Consider the following 18,125-nt stretch of genomic DNA (forward strand, 5'->3'; position numbering starts at 1 on the left):
TAGTCCCAATAGCAATACCATTTCCGTGTCATTTGCACAATGTCCTCTGGAGATGTAACCGTTTATACGCAAGCAAGTAGATAATTTTAAGATCCTTTATCCAAATTGTATCCAAATCACAGGAAATCTAAATATCACCGATAATTCAAATATCACCAACTTGAATGGTTTTAGCAATCTGGAAAATGTCACTGGTCAGATCAATATTGTGAGAAACAGCCCTAGTGAATTTGGATGGCTTGCAAAATTTAAAAATCGGTGGGAGGTAATTTTTTGGATTGTGGATAATTCAACAATTACTAAAATTAATTCATTCAATAAATTAACTTCTGCTGGTCAAATGTACATTGGAGATCATAAAGAATTAACTGAAATATCAGGATATACTTCCATGAACTCTCTGCCAACCATCCGGTATTGAAAATAATCCCAAGTTAAATCTAATCAATTTGACAAATACCTTGACCCAAATTAATGGAATCGTAAACGTGATCAATAATCCAATATTGCAAACCATCACAGCATTTGGAAATGTGCCCATCATCAACGGGGCATTAACCATTGAGAATAATGCCTTGCTTTCCAATCTTCTTGCTTTTCTCAACTAAGCAGTGTAAGCGAAATTCTTATTAAAAACAATGCTTCCCTTACATGTGGATGCATTGAATAAATTAACTGCTTTGAACGGCAGCCTGAATCATAGGAAATAAATAAATTGAACTCCATTTCAGGGCTTTCAAACATTCCCTTCAGTAATATTAAAGGCAGTGGACTCATTGTTCAAAACAATCCTTTGCTCGCGGTTTGCAACCTCCCTAATATCTGCACCTACCTGGACAGTCCTGGACTGAGATCTATTTCAGGGAATGCAGCGGGTTGTAATTCTGAGCAAGCTGTCCAAAGCGCATGCGATGCATCGGAAGCTCCGGAGATTCCTGTTGCCTTACCAGCCACGAACATAAACGCTTCAGGCTTTACAGCCAATTGGCAGAGCTCAGCAAGGGCGACATCTTGCCATAGATGTTTCTGCCAGCGCTTCATGCAGCACCATATTGACGGCGTACAACAACCTGAATGTTGAAATAATGTGAATGCCTTGATTACTGGTTTGACCAATAATCAGACCTATTATTACCGCATAAGGCCGTCAACATCAATGGTGCCAGTGCCAACAGCAATGTGATTGCCGTCACACTATCTTCCACCTGTTATGTCACCATTCCGGATGTAAATTTTAAAACGTATTTGCTAAGTAATCCTTTGATCAATACAAATGGCAATCAGGAAATTGAATGTTCAGAGGCCGAAGTTTTTTCACAAGGGATCACTTGTCGAAATTTGCAAATTTCTGATATGACTGGATTGGAGGCATTTGTTAATATCAAAAGTTTAGACTGTAGCAAGAACCTAATTAAGAATTTAGATCAATTGGATAAAAACCCTAAATTGTTGTATTTATTTTGCAGCGAAAATAATTTGGATCGTTTGATAATTTCATCCAATCCAGATCTTGAATCACTTGACTGTAGCAACAATCCTATATTGTCGCTGGATATAAGCAGAAATAAAAAACTATTAGCACTTTGGTCATATTCTGCAAAACTTAAATCTCTTAACCTAGCCAATGGAATAAATCTTGATATGGAGGTGATCGAAGTTCAAAATAATCCAGATTTAGTTTGTATTCAAGTCGATGATGAAAACTATAGTCAGGTTAATTGGAGAAGTGACCCCTTTAATTTTGACTCGCAACATATTTTTAGTGAAAATTGCGCCCCATGCTCTGATCCAATGATCTCGTTTATTTCCAATTTTTTGGTATCAGGAACGGCTTGTACAGATGATAGTATCCGATTAATTGAATACGGTGCTTTCCAGGATTCCATTCAAGACATTGAATTTTTATGGGATTTTGGAAACAATCGCAGTTCAACTGAACGAGACCCAATTATTATTTACACACAACCAGGAAAATATTCAATTGTACTTAAATTAAAAGTTCAAACTGTGAAGCCACTATCAATAAACAAATAGAAATTCTGAATTGTGCTGTTCTGATGGATCCAAGGCAAGGTATTCAAATGTCTTTCCAAACCCAAGTTTTGGCCCGGTACAATGGAATATAAATTTGCCCTGGGAAAGTAATCTTTCTTTTAAGTTGCTGGATTTAAATGGCAAGGTACTTTTTACCAGTTTTTATCCTCAAATTAAATTAGTTGCCGATGAAATTCCACAGCTAAAGACGGGTATTTATTTGGTAGAACTAATATATCATGGGGGTACTGAAAGACATAAAATCATCATTTATTAATCATACTATAATAAAGAGTGGTTTAATTCAATAAATCGACTTTTGAAATCAATTCGTTTAAAAATATATAAAATTGATAGTATATTGTTTCTATTTAGTAGAAAACATGATGCATGCCATGCATTTTCATCAGTATTATCTTGTTATGAATACAATTTACTTCGCTTAGCAATTTGCAAACCAAGTGAAACTAATTAAACATTGGAGCATAAGTATTTTTATTTTAGGGTGGCTATTGATAGGTCAGACTAAAATATGGGGAAGAAATTGCGACATTTCATGGCTCCATAGTGCCAATGTGGAATTAAACAAAATGTTGCTTTCCTATTCGCCAATAAGTGCTTTAAACTATGCAGATTCAATAAATAAAATAATCAAAAATCAAAATTTAGAGGATTGTCCAGATGCACTTTGGATTTTGTATAACCGGAGTGAAGTATTGGAATTACATAATCGATTTCAAGAGGCACTGAAGGAATATTATTTTTTAAGTACACAAGCCAAATTGCTAAAAGACTTTGAATTAATGGCCAGTTGCCATATTTCAATTGCCAGATGCATGGAGACCATAGGAAGGAAAACGGATTGTCTAAGGCATCTCCAAATTTCTAAAAATATAATTGAGAGCAATAAACTGTGGTCGTTAAATAGTTTTCTCTGGGTTAGATATTCTAGCTACCATAGAATTTATGAGTCTTTAGATTCGAGTTTCTATTATGCCAACTTAGCAGCGCAGAATAGTGAAATCTACAAGAACATTCGCCAGGCTGCCGATGCAAATATGTTAATTGGCATGGTGACTCCTAAAAAAGATAGTGCTGCACAATATTTTTGGAAAGCCAAGAACTATTTTATATCAAACAATAATTATGATGGAGCATCGTATATGGCTATGAGTATTTACAATTGTCAGCAAAAGTATCACTTACAGCAACCTTCAGGTAATTGGTTAGATACAATGGCTAATTATTTAAGCAAAATCCAAGAATACAATCCTTCATACCACATGCTGATGTCGATTTTTTATGAAGCGAAGAGTGCTATCTTTGAAAACAATCATCAGTCAGATTCAGCTTACTCAAATTCTAAATTAGCAAATAAGTATTTAAAATTATCCAAAACAGATATAAATCATGCTGAAATTTCTCAATCCGAAATCGATTTTTTGGTAAGTGAGGAAAAGAAAAAAGCAGATAGTCTATTAAGGCAATCCAACTTGCAAAAAATTGCTATCGCTATATTGGGATTATGTTTACTGATTATTGCAGGAATGTTTTATAGCAATCATTTAAAAAGAAGGAAGATCGAACAGCAAAAACATTTCATTCAAAATCAAAACCATGAACTAAATAGATCATTGGAACGCCAAAACATGTTGCTTTCAGAAGTCCATCATCGTGTTAAAAATAACCTTCAATTAGTTATAAGCCTGCTTGCCTTGCATTATAATAAAATAAAAAATAACAGCGAATTTCAATTTCTCGAAGAAATTGCAAACAAAATACGTAGCATTGCCTTAATACATGAACACTTATATAATTCCGGTGAATTTGAAAGGATCGAGTTAGGCTCTTATATTAAAGAGCTTCTTGAACACTATTTGGCATTGCATACCAGCGCGCATAAATTTGAGTATCATTTGGAAACAGATGCCCCTATCTATCTTAATTTAGAAACGACGATGCCTATTGGAATTATTTGTACAGAACTTATTAGCAATTCTCTAAAATATGCCCGAAGAGAAGACGTAACTTTGCTACTTGAATTTAAACTTAATGCTTTTGAAAATAAATTTATTTTGAAGTATCAGGACAATGGAGTAGTTCCTTCTGTAAAGAGCAGTAATAAAGAGGGAATGGGGACCATGTTAATCGAAAGTATGGTTAGACAATTGCAAGCACAAAGTTCTTCCTCTGCTTTTGGAACTTCATCATTTAATTTAATTTTTCAAGAGAAAAAAGTCTCCATAGTTTAATATGAAGCGGTTAAATATACTGATCGTTGAGGATGAGATTCTAATTGCAGAAACTATCAAATTGTACTTGCAGGAGATGAATCATAGCGTCTGTGCTATTTGCATTTCTTATGAAGAGGCTTTAGCTGCTTTTCACTTGCATTCACCCGATTTGGTATTGTTAGACATAAGATTGTTTGGCGATAAATCCGGAATCGATGTGGCAAATTATCTGAAGTCCGTTGAACCAAAATCACCTTATATATTTCTTACCTCCCAGCACGACAAAAGAATATTGGAATTAGCATTAAATACAATCCCTTACGGTTACATTGCAAAACCACTTCAAAAGGAAACGCTTTGGACAAGCATTGAAACGGCTTATCAATTATTTCAAGTTCATCATGCAGATCTTGAAAAATTGGAGATTTCAGATGGAAAGGAAAATTATAAGATAAATGTAAATGAAATACTATTTATACAAGCTGACCATGTTTATACACACATCTTTCTAGTAAAAGATAAGAAAATAATTATTCGAAAAGGGATTCAATATTTACAGGACTCATTAAGTTCTATTCTATTTGTCAGATGCCATCGAAGTTTTTTGGTGAACACTAAATTTATAAAAAAATGGAATCGAGAACTTATTGAAATGAACAATGGTGCCATTATACCAATTAGCAGAACCTATAGAGAGTTTATAGTTCGCAAACTTAAAGAGGATTAGGGTATTCTATTTCCTGTTAGCCCTCTGCAGGAAATCCTAAAGGATAAATTCGTACAGATGCAGTTTTTTCTATTGGATTTCAATTTATTTTGTAGAATTGCTGCCAATCTCAAAATTGTTAATTGAAATTTCATCGGTATTTTAGCATTTATTATGGCGAGCATTTATCATAATTTTCCCATCCTTGCAACTCCTGAGCTTGTGTTTGAAGCCATTTCAACGCCAAAAGGCTTGGATGCCTGGTGGAGTAAACATTGTATTGGAAATCCATCAATCGGAGCAAGCTATTCATTTGACTTTGGTCCCGAGTATCAGTGGATTGCAGTGGTTACAAGTTACACATTTATCAAAGCATTTGAATTGGAGTTTGTGCAATCTGATTTGGATTGGAATGGGAGCAAGGTCGGTTTTTTGATTGAGCCAGATGGCAATTATACCCAATTAAAATTTTACCACACGGGATGGCCAACAGCAAATGAGCATTTTAAGATATCAAATTATTGCTGGGCCATGTATCTGAGACTTTTAAAGCGCTATTTGGAATTTGGAGAGCGCGTAGCTTATGAAGAACGACTTAATGTTTAATGCAAGCGATCTGAAATTAGTGCAGGGCGGATCCCTGGTTTAAAAGTTATCAGCTGGTTCTTGACCATGTTAATTATTAAATATATTGGATATTAAAGTGCCGGAAGCCATTTAAACTTAATTTTTCTTGCCGGTGAATTCAACCTTTGAAAAATCACATGGAGTATTTCAAACAAGCCGTTCTGGTAAGAATCCGATCATACGTCATTACACTTTGAGTGTAAAGCTGCATAGATTGACATCTATCATTTTTGTTGTTGATTGAAATCCATATCAGGAAACAAGTATTATCATACTTTTCAATATTGTTAAACATAAAATAGTAGCATGAAAAGTTTGTTTTTATTACTGGCGGTATTTATAGTTGTTGCATGCAATAAGGATACGACGAATCAAGAAGTAGATACTGAATATTGGGAAATTGTGAGTACCAGAGTTTATGATACCCTTCCCCCTGGATCAGAGAATTACGGTGTCATTATTGAGGAAGGTGCAATAAAAGCACGATATGCATTAAATAATGATGAATGGGAGTTTTTATGTAACTATACCAGCCCACCTAAAAAGATTCGGCCAACGGATAAAATTCCAATCAATATGGAAGTTACCATATTGGTAAATTCCGGAGATCAATACTCGGCAAATGGTGAATTTTCACTTTTATTCGACCGTCCGGAAGTAGAACCATGCTTCGTAATTGCTGCATCGTTTTTAAAAACAGCAGATGGAGTCAATAGCAGGATTGGACTCACACACAGATTGGGAGTTCCACCTTCTCCAAGTTCAAAAATGATTGTGTATTTAGATGGAAAAGCATTGCCTACAGGTACGCCAGGTGCGCAAATTGCATTTTTAGCTTCTGTGTACAATGGCCGGTGTAGTTTGTATAAGTATATTTATGAATGGAAAGGTAAATAGCCGGAGCAGTGTTTTTATTTAGCAATTCAGGGTTTTATCTTTTCCATTAAATTTAGGAAAGAAATTTCACGCAGAGACGCAAAGTAATAAAGCAAGTTTTTTGCTTGTGAATTTTTTCATTTAGCAATTTCGATTCACTTTCAATTTCAATCGAAGCGAACAGTTTCCGAAGGCGTCCTCACCGAAGGCAAAGGGATTTAAATTTTAGAGTAATGATTTTTAAACTAAAATGGAGATGAAATATTGATTAAAATCAACTTAGTGTTTCACAAATCCTCGGCGAGGACGCCTTCGAAAATTGTGTTAGATATCCTCTGCGAAGCCGCCTTCAGAAACCGGAGTTTAAAATTATTACTTAATGTTGCCAATTGTGGAAGCATCGGGATTGTCTATTGACTAATTTTAACAATTTTTATTAGCAAAAGTTATCCTAATAAGTATAGAGAAAAATTAAGTTGCAAGGCTTAGAGAAAATGTCTTTTAAAATTACATTAATTCAGAATATGCTTGAATGTAGGTTATTTTTAGTATGCCTAACTTGTAATAGCGCTTCCGATGACACGAAATGAATGCGATACACAATGAAAAGGATACTTGCCTTTATAAATTAATTTGTAATCAAATGTATTTCTGAAGGATCTAAACTAAATGAAAATATTACAATAATTGATACAATAAAATTAATAAAAGACCTATTTTATTTTAACAATATGGGATTAATTTGGATGCCAAAATGGATTTGACACCATAAAAAATATTTATTGTAAATTTGCTTAGAAAGTACCACAAGTCTTTAAGGCTTTATTTAATAATAAAAATGAAATTATGGATCGCAAAGACTTTCTCAGGAAGGGAATTTTAGGCAGCATTGTAGCTTATTTTACGCTTTCATGCAACAATATACTTAGCGCCAATAAGAAAGTTGCAAGCAGCAAATATCGAGGCGTGGAAGGAGTTTTGTCTCCTACAAATACACACATGGTGGGCAATGGATTTAAAGTAATGAACTACTTTCCGAATGGAAAGGGATTTGAAGAGCGTATGAGCCCTTTTTTTCTATTGGATTTTAATGCCGAAGTAAATTTTCCGCCTTCTGAAATCTCAAAAGGAGTGGGAGTACATCCACACAGGGGCATAGAAACGATAACCTTTGCATATAAAGGCTCCGTGGAACACCATGACAGCAAAGGAAATCATGGAATAATAAATCCGGGCGATGTCCAATGGATGACTGCAGGAGGTGGTGTATTGCATAAAGAATATCACGAACAAACGTTTAATCGCACAGGTGGTGCATTCGAAATGCTTCAGTTATGGATCAACCTGCCCAAAATGCATAAAATGACCCCGGCAAAATACCAAAGTATTTTGCATGAGAACAAGCCTAAGAAGGATTTACCCAATGAAATGGGATCCATTCATATCGTTGCCGGAGAATTTGATAATTTAAAAGGCATAGCCAGTGTATTTTCGCCCGTACATCTTTATGATATTCATTTGAAAAAAGGAGGAGATTTTTCGTTCAATTTACCTGAAAATTTCAATTCCGGGGTTTTAGTTGTTGACGGTTCGATTGTGATAAACGATTTTGAAGCCCCTGAAAATCACTATGTCCAGTTAAAAAACGAATCCGGTGAAATAAATATTAAAGCATCCAAGGATTCCATTTTATTGGTTTTAAGCGGTGAGCCTTTAAATGAACCCTATGTAAGTTATGGTCCATTTGTGATGAACACCGAAGAAGAAATAAAACAAGCTATTGAAGATTATAACAATGGAAAATTTGGTTTTTTAGCGGATTGAATTTTATCCAAATAGGCCAACAGAGTTACTATTTATAATATAATTATGTATAGGCTTACTTTGCGCGATTCCTTTTTTAAGGGAGTATTTACAAATTGATAATGTCAATTCAAGAAAGCACCTGCATATTTTTTTTTGTAATCTTTCTAAAAGCTAATCTTGATAAAAGGAAAAGTAAAGCTTATTTTTAGTAAGTCATTTTGGTTTTTTTATTTTTTTATAAAAAATTTTACGTTATGACAGAAAACCATGAACTGATCAAAGTATTTTATCAGGCTTTTCAAAATCGGGATTTTCAAACGATGCAAAATTGTTATTCAGATCATGCAGTATTTAATGACGAAGTGTTTGTAGACCTTGATGCGAAACACGTAAGAGCAATGTGGGAAATGTTTTGTGTGCAAGGAAGGAATTTGCAAATTGAATTTTCAGATATTATTGCCGATGAACAAAAAGGGAGTGCATCATGGAAAGCCAACTATACCTTTTCAAAAACTGGCCAAAACGTTACAAATCATATTCAAGCTAATTTTTGCTTTTCAAACGGAAAAATTGTAAAACATACTGACAGGTTTAATTTTTACAATTGGACAAAGCAGGCATTAGGTATTACAGGATTTTTATTAGGCTGGACTTCCTTCTTGAAGAACAAAGTAAGAAAAGAAGGTTTAAATAGTCTCACGAATTATATGAATACCAATCACACAAAAATATGAAGTTTTATAGCAAGTTATTTTCTTTGGTTTATTCCTAGAGTGCTTAATTTAATTTTAGAATAGAGATTTTTTAACTATAAATGGAGTTGAAATATTGGTTAAAATCGACTTCGTATTCCACAAATCCTCGGCGAGGACGCCTTCGGAAACTTGTGTTATTTTAAATTAAATTAGGAAATGAATTATTGGTAAAATCAACTTAATGCTCCACAAATCCTCGGCGAGGACGCCTTCGGAAACTTGTGTTATTTTAAATTAAATTAGGAAATGAATTATTGGTAAAATCAACTTAATGCTCCACAAATCCTCGGCGAGGACGCCTTCGGAAACTTGTGTTATTTTAAACTAAATCAGGAAATGAACTATTGGTAAAATCAACTTAATACTCCAAGAATCCTCGGCGAGGACGCTTTCGGAAACTTGTTTTAGAAATCCTCGGTATGGATACCCTCTGACACTTGTAACATAAATCTTTGATGGGATGTTTTTGGAATCGTGTAACACAAATTTTCGCTGAGGGCGACACGGAAACTGGAGTTTAAACGTTAATCCATCAACTTATCCGCTCTTTTCTTCCAGCAACTTCTCCAACACTTCAAACAAACTCACCGAGGCATTTTGAATAGCTTCTATCACGGATTCCATGGTCGTTTTAACAAAATGTCCCACTTCAGGAGTCGAATTGGTTACTACAGAAACTGCGAGTATTTGCATTTGACATTGATGTGCCACGATGACTTCGGGGACCGTTGACATGCCAACGATGTCGGCACCTAAAATACGGATCATGCGGTATTCTGCGGGCGTTTCAAGACTGGGTCCTTGCAAGCCAAAATAGATGCCGGTTTTAAAAGGAATGCCCGATTGGATGCATGCTTGTTCGGCATTTTTTAATAAGGTTTTATCATAGACGCTGGATAAATCCGGAAATCGATCCCCAAAACGAGGATCATGCAATCCGCGCAAAGGATTGGATGGATGAAAATTAATATGATCTTCTATAAAAACGATGTCACCAGATTGAAAATTGGGATTTACAGTACCGGAAGCATTGGTGATCCATAATTTTTTTACTCCTAAATGATGGAGCACACGAATTGGAAATGTAATTTCTTGAGCACTATACCCTTCATAATAATGCAATCGACCTGATAAAATAAAAATCAGTTTCCCTTTCCATTTGGCTAATATTAATTTTCCAATATGTGTTTCAACGGTGGTTGGAACAAAAAACGGAATGACTTTATAAGATAATTCCCGGATGATTTCTATTCGGTCGGTCAGAGAACCCAAACCAGTACCAAGTATGATGGCATGATCCGGAAACTGATCAAACTTTTTTGAAATAAAAGCAGCACTCTGCTCAACCTGTTGAAATAATTCAGTCATGGGTTTCGAAATTAATCCACCAACATTTTTTGATGATCCAATTGCTGATCCTGGATTGCTTCAGGGACTGCAATAAAGTCGTATTGTTGGTTGCGAAGTTTAGGAATAAAGCCAGCTTCACGAATTGCATGTTGAATGCCACTTGCAGTAAAACGATGGGCAGCTCCGGCTGCTGAAACTACATTTTCTTCGATCATTATACTTCCAAAATCATTGGCACCGGCATGCAGACAGACTTGTGCGGTTTGTTTGCCAACGGTAAGCCAGGAGGCTTGAATATTAATAATATTGGGTAGCATGATCCTTGACAAAGCAAGCATCCGGATGTATTCATCCGAGGTACAGGCATTGTAAGCCCGTTTAAGTCGCTTGAGCATCGTCCCTTCATCCTGAAATGGCCAGGGAATAAAAGCCAGAAAACCTTTTGATCCGGCGGGGCGTTGCTCCTGGACATTGCGAATGGAGACCAGGTGTTCCATACGTTCGAGCAAGGTTTCAACGTGACCAAACATCATCGTTGCAGAGGTAGTGAGATCCAGTTTATGGGCTGTGCGCATGATTTCCAACCATTCCTCCGCTCCACATTTGCCCTTGCTCACCAATCGTCTGACCCGATCCGATAAAATTTCTGCACCGGCTCCCGGAAGCGAATCCAAACCTGCTTCTTTTAAGGATTTAAGCACTTCGAAATGTGTGGATTTTTCCAGTTTTGTAATATGAGCTACTTCAGGTGGACCGAGTGCGTGTAATTTTAAATTTGGGTATAAGGACTTTAATTCCCGGAATAAATTGCAATAATATTCGAGTCCCAGTTGCGGGTGGTGACCCCCTTGTAATAAAAGCTGTTCTCCCCCAAACCGGAAGGTTTCTTCTATTTTTTGCTTGTATTCTTCAATCGTAGTGATATAGGATTCGGCATGACCCGGAGGCCTGTAAAAATTGCAAAATTTGCAATTAGCCACACAGACATTGGTGGTATTTGAGTTTCGATCAATGATCCAGGAGACCGTATTTCCGGGAACTTTTTTAAACCGGATGGCGTTTGCAACGTACATCAATTCACCCAAACCTGCCTCTTTAAACAGGTACAAACCCTCCTCGGCATTCAGAAATTCGAGTTTTTTAGTTGGCATAGAGCAAACAAAAAAATCCATCCGGATATTTATAGATTCGGATAGTGGAATTAATTTTGAAAAATGTCAAAAAATCAGCCGTTATCTGGAATCCCATTTCGACGAAAAAAACTGGTTTGGGATTGATTACTTGTTGGAAGTTTCTTCTCCAGGTATCGACAGACCCCTGCTCTTTCCTAGACAATACAAAAAAAATATTGGTAGAGAATTGCAGTTGATTTTAAAAGACGGAACAGAAAGCCAGGCAACCATTAAAGAAGTTGCAGACGATCATGTGATTGTGACGCGCGAAGAAATTCGCAAAGAAGGAAAGAAGAAAGTAAAGGAAACTATTGAAACGCATTTACCTTACGATATCATTAAAGAAGCAAAAATTGTAATCAAAATTTAAGCAAGATGAAACTTGTAGAAACTTTTGCAGAATTTAAAGCCGGAAAAAATATAGACCGCCCTACACTCATGCGGGTGTTGGAAGATGTATTCCGCTCCCTAATCCGGAAAAAATACGGTTCAGATGAAAATTTCAATGTCATCGTAAATACTCAAAAAGGGGATTTGGAAATTTGGCGTATTCGCAAAATTGTACCCGATGGCGAGGTAACCGATGATCTCAAAGAAATTGCTATTTCTGAAGCGCTTTCAATTGATGAGGATTATGAAGTAGGCCTTGAATGTTACGAGCAGTTGGAACTGGATGATTTTGGCAGACGGGCCATCATGGCAGCACGACAAACGCTTGTTTCACGAGTCATGGAATTGGAAAAAGACGATGTATACAAGCGATACAGTGAACGGGAAGGTGAAATGGTTATTGGTGAAGTCAACCAGGTATTGAAAAAAGAATTTTTAATAATTGACGACGCAACCAGTAACGAATTAATCTTACCTAAAACGGAAACCATCCGTGGAGATCATTTTAGAAAAGGAGATATCGTACGTTCTGTAATTAAAAAAGTAGAATTGCGCAACAGCTTACCCGTAATTACACTTTCCAGAACAGACAGTAATTTCTTGCAGCGATTGATGGAACAGGAAGTACCAGAAATTGAAGATGGCTTGATTGTTATTCGAAAAATCGTTCGGATCCCTGGTGAACGCGCAAAAGTTGCCGTTGAATCATTTGATGACCGAATTGATCCGGTTGGAGCTTGTGTTGGTATGAAAGGAAGCAGAATCCACGGTATCGTGCGAGAATTGAGAAATGAAAACATTGACATTGTCAATTTTACCAATAATCAAACGCTGTATATCCAACGTTCGTTGACTCCTGCTAAAATCACGACCATAGAACTGGATGACGCTACGAAAAAAGCAAATGTATATTTGAAAGCAGATCAACTTTCACTGGCCATTGGTAAAGGAGGCGCAAATATTAAATTGGCATCTAAATTAACCGGCTATGAAATTGATGTATATCGGGATCAGGAAGAAGGGGAATTGGATGATGTGGATCTGGATGAATTTACAGATGAAATTGAAGAATGGGTTATTGAAGCATTTAAAAAGATTGGATGCGATACGGCCAGAAGTGTATTAAATTTAAGTATTGAAGAATTGGTACGTAGAACTGATTTGGAAGAAGAAACCGTACAGGAGGTAATTAAAATTCTGGACGAGGAATTTAAAGATTGATTTTTATATTAAGCCTGAGGGCTTGCAACTATATTGAATGAAGTTATTAGTTAAAGTAGCAACGGAGTTAAACGTCGGACTGCATACAGTCGTTGAACACTTGCAGAAAAAGGGGTTTGAGATTGATCAAAAACGTACTGCAAAAGTTACCGATGAAATGTATGCCGAGCTGTTAAAGGAATTTCAAGGATCTATAAAGAGAAGGAAGCTGCTGACCTTCTTCAAAAAACAATGCCGGCTGCTCCTGTAGTAACTAAGGATAAGCCAAAAATAAATTTATTTGGAGAACCAACACCAGCACCTCCACCTCCTGCACCAAAGGAGAAAGTTGAAACTAAAAAAGAAGTCGTTCCGGAAGTAAAACCGGAAGAAGTTATCAGTGCAAAAGTTGATGAAGAAAATAAACCTAAAATAAAGGTTGTTGGAAAAATTGACCTGGAAAAACCGGAGTCCAAGACTAAGAAAAAAACTAAAAAGGAAGAAGTTGTCGAAGCCCCACCTGTAAAAGTGGAGCCCGCTGCACCAGAAGTTCCGGCCGAAGAAGAAATTACCCGAATTGAAGCTCCTCAGTTAAAAGGGCTAAAAATTTTGGTAAAATTGATACCAATAAATTTAAAGAACCCTCTAAGAAAAAAGAAGAAGCTAAAAAACCAGCGGCTTCGTCCACACCCGGATCTTCCCAACCTAAAACAACGGCTGAATCAGAAGCTGATAAAAAGAAACGCAAACGCAAACGCAAAAAAGTTAATACCAACGAGTTTCAATCTGATGATCGTCGGGGAGGAGTGCGTCGTCCGGAGGAAACTGTAAAAGAGGTTACACAAAAAGAAATTGAAGATCAAATTAAGGCTACCATGGCCCGCCTTAATTTAGGAGGTAAAAACAGGCGTTCTAAAATCAGAAGAGACAAGCGTGTGGTGATGCGTGAAAAAGAAGAATTGAAACAATCTGCTGAAGATCATGCCGTATTGCAATTAACCGAGTTTGTCACTGTTTCTGAATTGGCAAGCTTGATGAATATTCCAGTAACGGATATTATCATGACCTGCATGAACATGGGCATTATCGTTTCTATAAACCAACGATTGGATGCTGAAGTAATTGAAATACTTTCAGAAGAATTTGGACATAAAATAGAATTTATCAGTGCAGAAGAAATTGATGAAGACACGGAAGAGGAAGAAGAAGATCCAAATGCATTGGTAGAACGAGCACCCATCGTTACAGTAATGGGTCACGTGGATCATGGGAAAACATCTTTATTAGATTACATCCGAAGTGCAAATGTAGCATCCGGTGAAGCGGGCGGAATTACCCAACACATCGGTGCATACGAAGTCGTTGTCGGTAAGGATAAAAAACACATCACATTTTTAGATACACCAGGTCACGAAGCGTTTACTGCGATGCGTGCGCGGGGTGCGAAAGTGACAGACGTTGCTGTGATTATTGTAGCAGCAGATGACCGGATCATGCCACAAACCAAGGAAGCAATCAGCCATGCACAAGCAGCGAATGTTCCAATGGTTTTTGCTATCAACAAGGTAGACAAAGCAGGTGCCGATGCAGAGCGAATTAAAAATGAATTGTCTCAAATGAATTTATTGGTTGAAGAATGGGGCGGTAAATACCAGTCTCAGGATATTTCAGCTAAAACCGGACAAGGCATCGAACAATTACTTGAAAAAATATTGCTGGAAGCGGAAGTACTCAATTTAAAAGCCAATCCAAGTCGGATGGCAACTGGAACTGTTATCGAAGCATCCTTAGATAAAGGACGTGGTTATGTAACCAAATTATTAGTCCAAAACGGTAGTTTAAATAATGGTGATATTATCCTTGCAGGTGATCATGCCGGTAGAGTAAAAGCCATGTTTAATGAACGCGGACAAAAATTAAAAACGGCAGGCCCTTCCACACCGGTTATGGTATTGGGTTTGCAAGGTGCACCAACCGCCGGGGAAAAGTTTAAGGAGATGGAGGATGAGGCAGAAGCACGCTTGTTGGCGAGCAAACGCTCTCAGATCAATCGTGAACAAACCAACAGAGCCTCTAAACGGATTTCTTTGGATGAGGTTGGAAGACGTTTGGCTTTAGGTAATTTCAAAGAACTCAAATTAATTATCAAAGGGGATGTCGATGGTTCTGTTGAAGCCCTTGCAGATAGTTTGATTAAACTTTCTGTAGAATCCATTAAGGTAAGTGTAATCCATAAAGCGGTCGGACAAATTGTAGATTCTGATATTTTATTGGCTTCTGCATCCGATGCCATTATCATAGGCTTTCAGGTTCGACCTTCACCCAGTGCCCGGGCATTGGCAGAGAAAGAAGGCGTTGAAATTAAAATGTATTCCATCATCTATGAAGCCATCGATGAAATTCGTGCTGCTATGGAAGGCATGTTAGAACCTACCAAAGTGGAAAAAATTGTTGGTCAGGCAGAAATCCGGGAAGTTTTCAAGGTATCAAAAATTGGAACCATTGCAGGATGTATGGTCATTGATGGAAAAATTGCTCGTAACAATCCAATTCGGGTCATACGCAATGGCATCGTCGTGTTTCCTAATCGCGAAGGCGCAACCGGAGAGTTGGCCTCACTCAAACGATTTAAGGATGATGCCAAAGATGTTAAAGAGAATATGGAATGCGGTATCTCCGTTAAAAACTTTAATGACATTAAAGTCGGAGATATCATTGAAGCCATCGAGATCACAGAAGTTAAGCAAAAATTATAGGAAGAGTCTATAGACTATAGCTTAATAGTTTTTAGTTTAATTGTATTACAACAAAATAATATAAAGCTCTAACAGCCTAACAGCCTAAAAGTCTAAAAGCCTAAAAGTCTAACAGTCTAACAGCCTAACTGCATAATACGCTCTAACATGACAAAATATTTAAATCTTGTGGCATGTTTTCTGATTTTATTCTTTTGTGCATGCATCCCTACCTTTAAACCCCATCAGGTAATTATTCAGGATGATTTTGTTGAAATTAAATTTGGCAGAAAGATGTCCCGGGAATTGTTGGACTCTATACGAAATGCTGTATCAGCAAAAGGGATTGATTTAAGTTATCAGGACATCATTTACGATGGCAATAAATTGACACGATTGGAAATACAAGTAATTGCTGGTAATAAGGTAGGACATGGTACTACCAATTTTGTTTTTAAAGGCAAACCCTTTGGATTTCGAGTTGACAACAGACCTACCGCCCAAGTTTTTTTAAAGGTTGGGGAGTTGGAATAAAGGGCTTTCTAAAATTATATCAAGATTTAGGCAACAGTCACACCACCATCCAAATACACATTCTGAATTGCATTCAGAATTTCTACTCCTTCGCTCATAGGTTTTTGAAATGCTTTACGACCGGAAATCAATCCCATGCCACCGGCGCGTTTATTGATAACTGCAGTGGTTACTGCTTCTTGTAGATCTGAACTTCCCTTGGATTCTCCCCCGCTGTTGATTAAACCAACCCGGCCCATATAACAATTGGCTACCTGGTATCGACATAAATCTATGGGGTGGTCGCTGCTTAATTCGGTGTACATTTTTGGATTGAGCTTACCATAAGAGGATCCTCCCATATTTAAGGCAGTATATCCTCCATTGTTGGTAGGTAATTTTTGTTTAATAATATCTGCCTGGATCGTAACTCCCAAATGATTTGCTTGTCCGGTGAGATCCGCGGCATTGTGATAGTCTACCCCATCTTTTTTGAAAGATGCATTGCGCAGGTAACACCAAAGAACGGTTACCATGCCCAATTGATGGGCTTCTTCAAATGCATTGGCTATTTCAACAAGTTGACGTGTACTTTGATCGGAGCCAAAATAAATCGTGGCACCGATGCCTACAGCTCCCATGTTCCAGGCATCCCGTACATTCCCAAATAAAATCTGGTCCGCTTTATTTGGATACGTCAGCAATTCGTTGTGATTTGCTTTTACTATAAATGGAATTTTATGTGCGTATTTTCTGGAAACGGATGCCAGAACGCCAAAAGTGGATGCAACTGCATTGCAGCCTCCTTCAATAGCCAGTTTGACAATATTTTCCGGATCAAAATACATGGGATTTGGAGCAAACGAAGCACCGGCACTGTGCTCGATGCCCTGATCTACAGGTAGGATGGAAACATATCCACTGGATCCCAAACGACCCTGGTTTAAAATCGATTGCATGCTTTTCAATACCTGGTTGCTGCGATTGCTTACAGTCCATACCTGGTCCAGATGCTGCTTGGATGGTAGATGCAATTGTTCTTTAGAAATAGTCTTGCATTGGTGATCTAAATAAAAGGACGCTTTATCACCTAAAATTTCTGCAGTGGATTTATTTGACATAAATTTAAAAACGTTGGTACGGTCAAATTATTTTTTACGTTCGATAACGGCAACCCCATTCGCCATAAATTTCATTTCTTCTTTAGGGGCTGTGATTTTTGCAATTTCTGCTGCGGATTTGCCTTCATCTTCGGCATAATGTTTTAATTCATCGACCCCTGTAATTTCTTTATAGGCTTTGCCTTGAATGGTCACTTTGGAACCACTTAGATCTTTAGGCACAAAAAATCCATAGTCTCTGAATTTTACAAAAAATCCCGTCGTATCATCTGGATTTTGACTTAAAATCATCCAGCATCCTTTCATTTGACAAACTCCGGTAACATAACCGGTCACAGAAGTGATTGTACTGTCCGTAGTTTTTAAACCCATCAGGGTTTCATCAACCGATTTTGCGTCAGCTGTTTGAATCGTATCCCCATAATACTCCATGCTCATGGCTGGATTCACTGCAGCTGGAGTTTCTGTTGGTTTGTTTTCTGTTTTACAAGCCGTTAAACCCAAGATGGCCGTGGCTAATACATAATATTTCATATTAACATTTATTTTGATGTGCAAAGATACTAATCCCTGGTGCTTTCCAGTTTGGAATTGATAGCCCATTCA

19 protein-coding genes are annotated in these 18,125 nt (G+C 37.2%); 15 read left to right on the plus strand and 4 right to left on the minus strand.

The window, feature by feature from the left end; all coding sequences use genetic code 11:
* Positions 1 to 64: 64 nt before the first annotated feature.
* The 10 genes from IPK91_12530 to IPK91_12575 all read left to right on the plus strand — a co-directional run bounded on the left by IPK91_12530 (position 65) and on the right by IPK91_12575 (position 9,017).
* A complete protein-coding gene (locus IPK91_12530) occupies positions 65 to 421 on the plus strand; it encodes a hypothetical protein (protein MBK8298076.1) in 357 nt (118 codons plus the stop codon).
* Between the two features lie 28 nt (positions 422 to 449).
* Positions 450 to 608 carry a hypothetical protein gene (locus tag IPK91_12535; protein ID MBK8298077.1) on the plus strand — a complete coding sequence of 53 codons (159 nt, stop codon included), beginning with the start codon at positions 450 to 452 and terminating at the stop codon, positions 606 to 608.
* 571 nt (positions 609 to 1,179) lie between these two features.
* A complete protein-coding gene (locus IPK91_12540) occupies positions 1,180 to 2,034 on the plus strand; it encodes a hypothetical protein (GenBank protein MBK8298078.1) in 855 nt (284 codons plus the stop codon).
* Between the two features lie 10 nt (positions 2,035 to 2,044).
* Complete coding sequence (locus IPK91_12545) at positions 2,045 to 2,311, plus strand: T9SS type A sorting domain-containing protein (GenBank protein MBK8298079.1); 267 nt, start codon at positions 2,045 to 2,047, stop codon at positions 2,309 to 2,311.
* A gap of 184 nt (positions 2,312 to 2,495) precedes the next feature.
* Positions 2,496 to 4,286 (plus strand): sensor histidine kinase, encoded by a 1,791-nt coding sequence (locus IPK91_12550; GenBank protein ID MBK8298080.1) that lies wholly within the window; start codon positions 2,496 to 2,498, stop codon positions 4,284 to 4,286.
* 1 nt (position 4,287) lies between these two features.
* Positions 4,288 to 4,995, plus strand: coding sequence for a response regulator transcription factor (locus IPK91_12555; GenBank protein MBK8298081.1), 708 nt, complete (start codon positions 4,288 to 4,290; stop codon positions 4,993 to 4,995).
* A 153-nt stretch (positions 4,996 to 5,148) separates the two neighbouring features.
* A complete protein-coding gene (locus IPK91_12560; protein ID MBK8298082.1) occupies positions 5,149 to 5,580 on the plus strand; it encodes an SRPBCC domain-containing protein in 432 nt (143 codons plus the stop codon).
* A gap of 327 nt (positions 5,581 to 5,907) precedes the next feature.
* Entirely contained in the window at positions 5,908 to 6,498 is a 591-nt protein-coding gene (locus IPK91_12565; GenBank protein MBK8298083.1) for a hypothetical protein, read from the plus strand.
* Positions 6,499 to 7,323: 825 nt separating this feature from the next.
* Positions 7,324 to 8,301: a pirin family protein gene (locus IPK91_12570; GenBank protein MBK8298084.1), complete on the plus strand. Its 978-nt coding sequence runs from the start codon at positions 7,324 to 7,326 to the stop codon at positions 8,299 to 8,301.
* Between the two features lie 236 nt (positions 8,302 to 8,537).
* The gene (locus IPK91_12575; protein ID MBK8298085.1) at positions 8,538 to 9,017 is read left to right on the plus strand and encodes a nuclear transport factor 2 family protein; all 480 of its coding nucleotides are present in this window, start codon (positions 8,538 to 8,540) and stop codon (positions 9,015 to 9,017) included.
* A gap of 558 nt (positions 9,018 to 9,575) precedes the next feature.
* Here the strand turns inward: IPK91_12575 and IPK91_12580 are convergent.
* Positions 9,576 to 10,406 (minus strand): purine-nucleoside phosphorylase, encoded by an 831-nt coding sequence (locus IPK91_12580; protein ID MBK8298086.1) that lies wholly within the window; start codon positions 10,404 to 10,406, stop codon positions 9,576 to 9,578.
* Between the two features lie 11 nt (positions 10,407 to 10,417).
* The gene (gene mqnC, locus IPK91_12585; GenBank protein ID MBK8298087.1) at positions 10,418 to 11,560 is read right to left on the minus strand and encodes a dehypoxanthine futalosine cyclase; all 1,143 of its coding nucleotides are present in this window, start codon (positions 11,558 to 11,560) and stop codon (positions 10,418 to 10,420) included.
* On the opposite strand from mqnC, the gene IPK91_12590 reads away from it, so the two are divergent.
* The 5 genes from IPK91_12590 to IPK91_12610 all read left to right on the plus strand — a co-directional run bounded on the left by IPK91_12590 (position 11,442) and on the right by IPK91_12610 (position 16,419).
* The gene (locus tag IPK91_12590; GenBank protein ID MBK8298088.1) at positions 11,442 to 11,930 is read left to right on the plus strand and encodes a ribosome maturation factor; all 489 of its coding nucleotides are present in this window, start codon (positions 11,442 to 11,444) and stop codon (positions 11,928 to 11,930) included. The genes mqnC and IPK91_12590 overlap by 119 nt on opposite strands.
* A 5-nt stretch (positions 11,931 to 11,935) precedes the next feature.
* Complete coding sequence (gene nusA, locus IPK91_12595) at positions 11,936 to 13,171, plus strand: transcription termination/antitermination protein NusA (GenBank protein MBK8298089.1); 1,236 nt, start codon at positions 11,936 to 11,938, stop codon at positions 13,169 to 13,171.
* Between the two features lie 37 nt (positions 13,172 to 13,208).
* Positions 13,209 to 13,421, plus strand: coding sequence for a hypothetical protein (locus IPK91_12600; GenBank protein ID MBK8298090.1), 213 nt, complete (start codon positions 13,209 to 13,211; stop codon positions 13,419 to 13,421).
* A 346-nt stretch (positions 13,422 to 13,767) separates the two neighbouring features.
* Entirely contained in the window at positions 13,768 to 15,906 is a 2,139-nt protein-coding gene (gene infB / locus IPK91_12605; GenBank protein ID MBK8298091.1) for a translation initiation factor IF-2, read from the plus strand.
* A gap of 147 nt (positions 15,907 to 16,053) precedes the next feature.
* The gene (locus tag IPK91_12610) at positions 16,054 to 16,419 is read left to right on the plus strand and encodes a hypothetical protein (protein MBK8298092.1); all 366 of its coding nucleotides are present in this window, start codon (positions 16,054 to 16,056) and stop codon (positions 16,417 to 16,419) included.
* A 26-nt stretch (positions 16,420 to 16,445) separates the two neighbouring features.
* On the opposite strand, the gene IPK91_12615 is transcribed toward IPK91_12610, so the two are convergent.
* Positions 16,446 to 17,519, minus strand: coding sequence for a class I fructose-bisphosphate aldolase (locus IPK91_12615; GenBank protein MBK8298093.1), 1,074 nt, complete (start codon positions 17,517 to 17,519; stop codon positions 16,446 to 16,448).
* A 27-nt stretch (positions 17,520 to 17,546) separates the two neighbouring features.
* A complete protein-coding gene (locus tag IPK91_12620) occupies positions 17,547 to 17,957 on the minus strand; it encodes a DUF4920 domain-containing protein (GenBank protein MBK8298094.1) in 411 nt (136 codons plus the stop codon).
* Between the last annotated feature and the right edge of the window lie 168 nt (positions 17,958 to 18,125).

Source organism: Saprospiraceae bacterium, from assembly GCA_016712145.1.
Classification (GTDB): Bacteria; Bacteroidota; Bacteroidia; order Chitinophagales; family Saprospiraceae; genus Vicinibacter.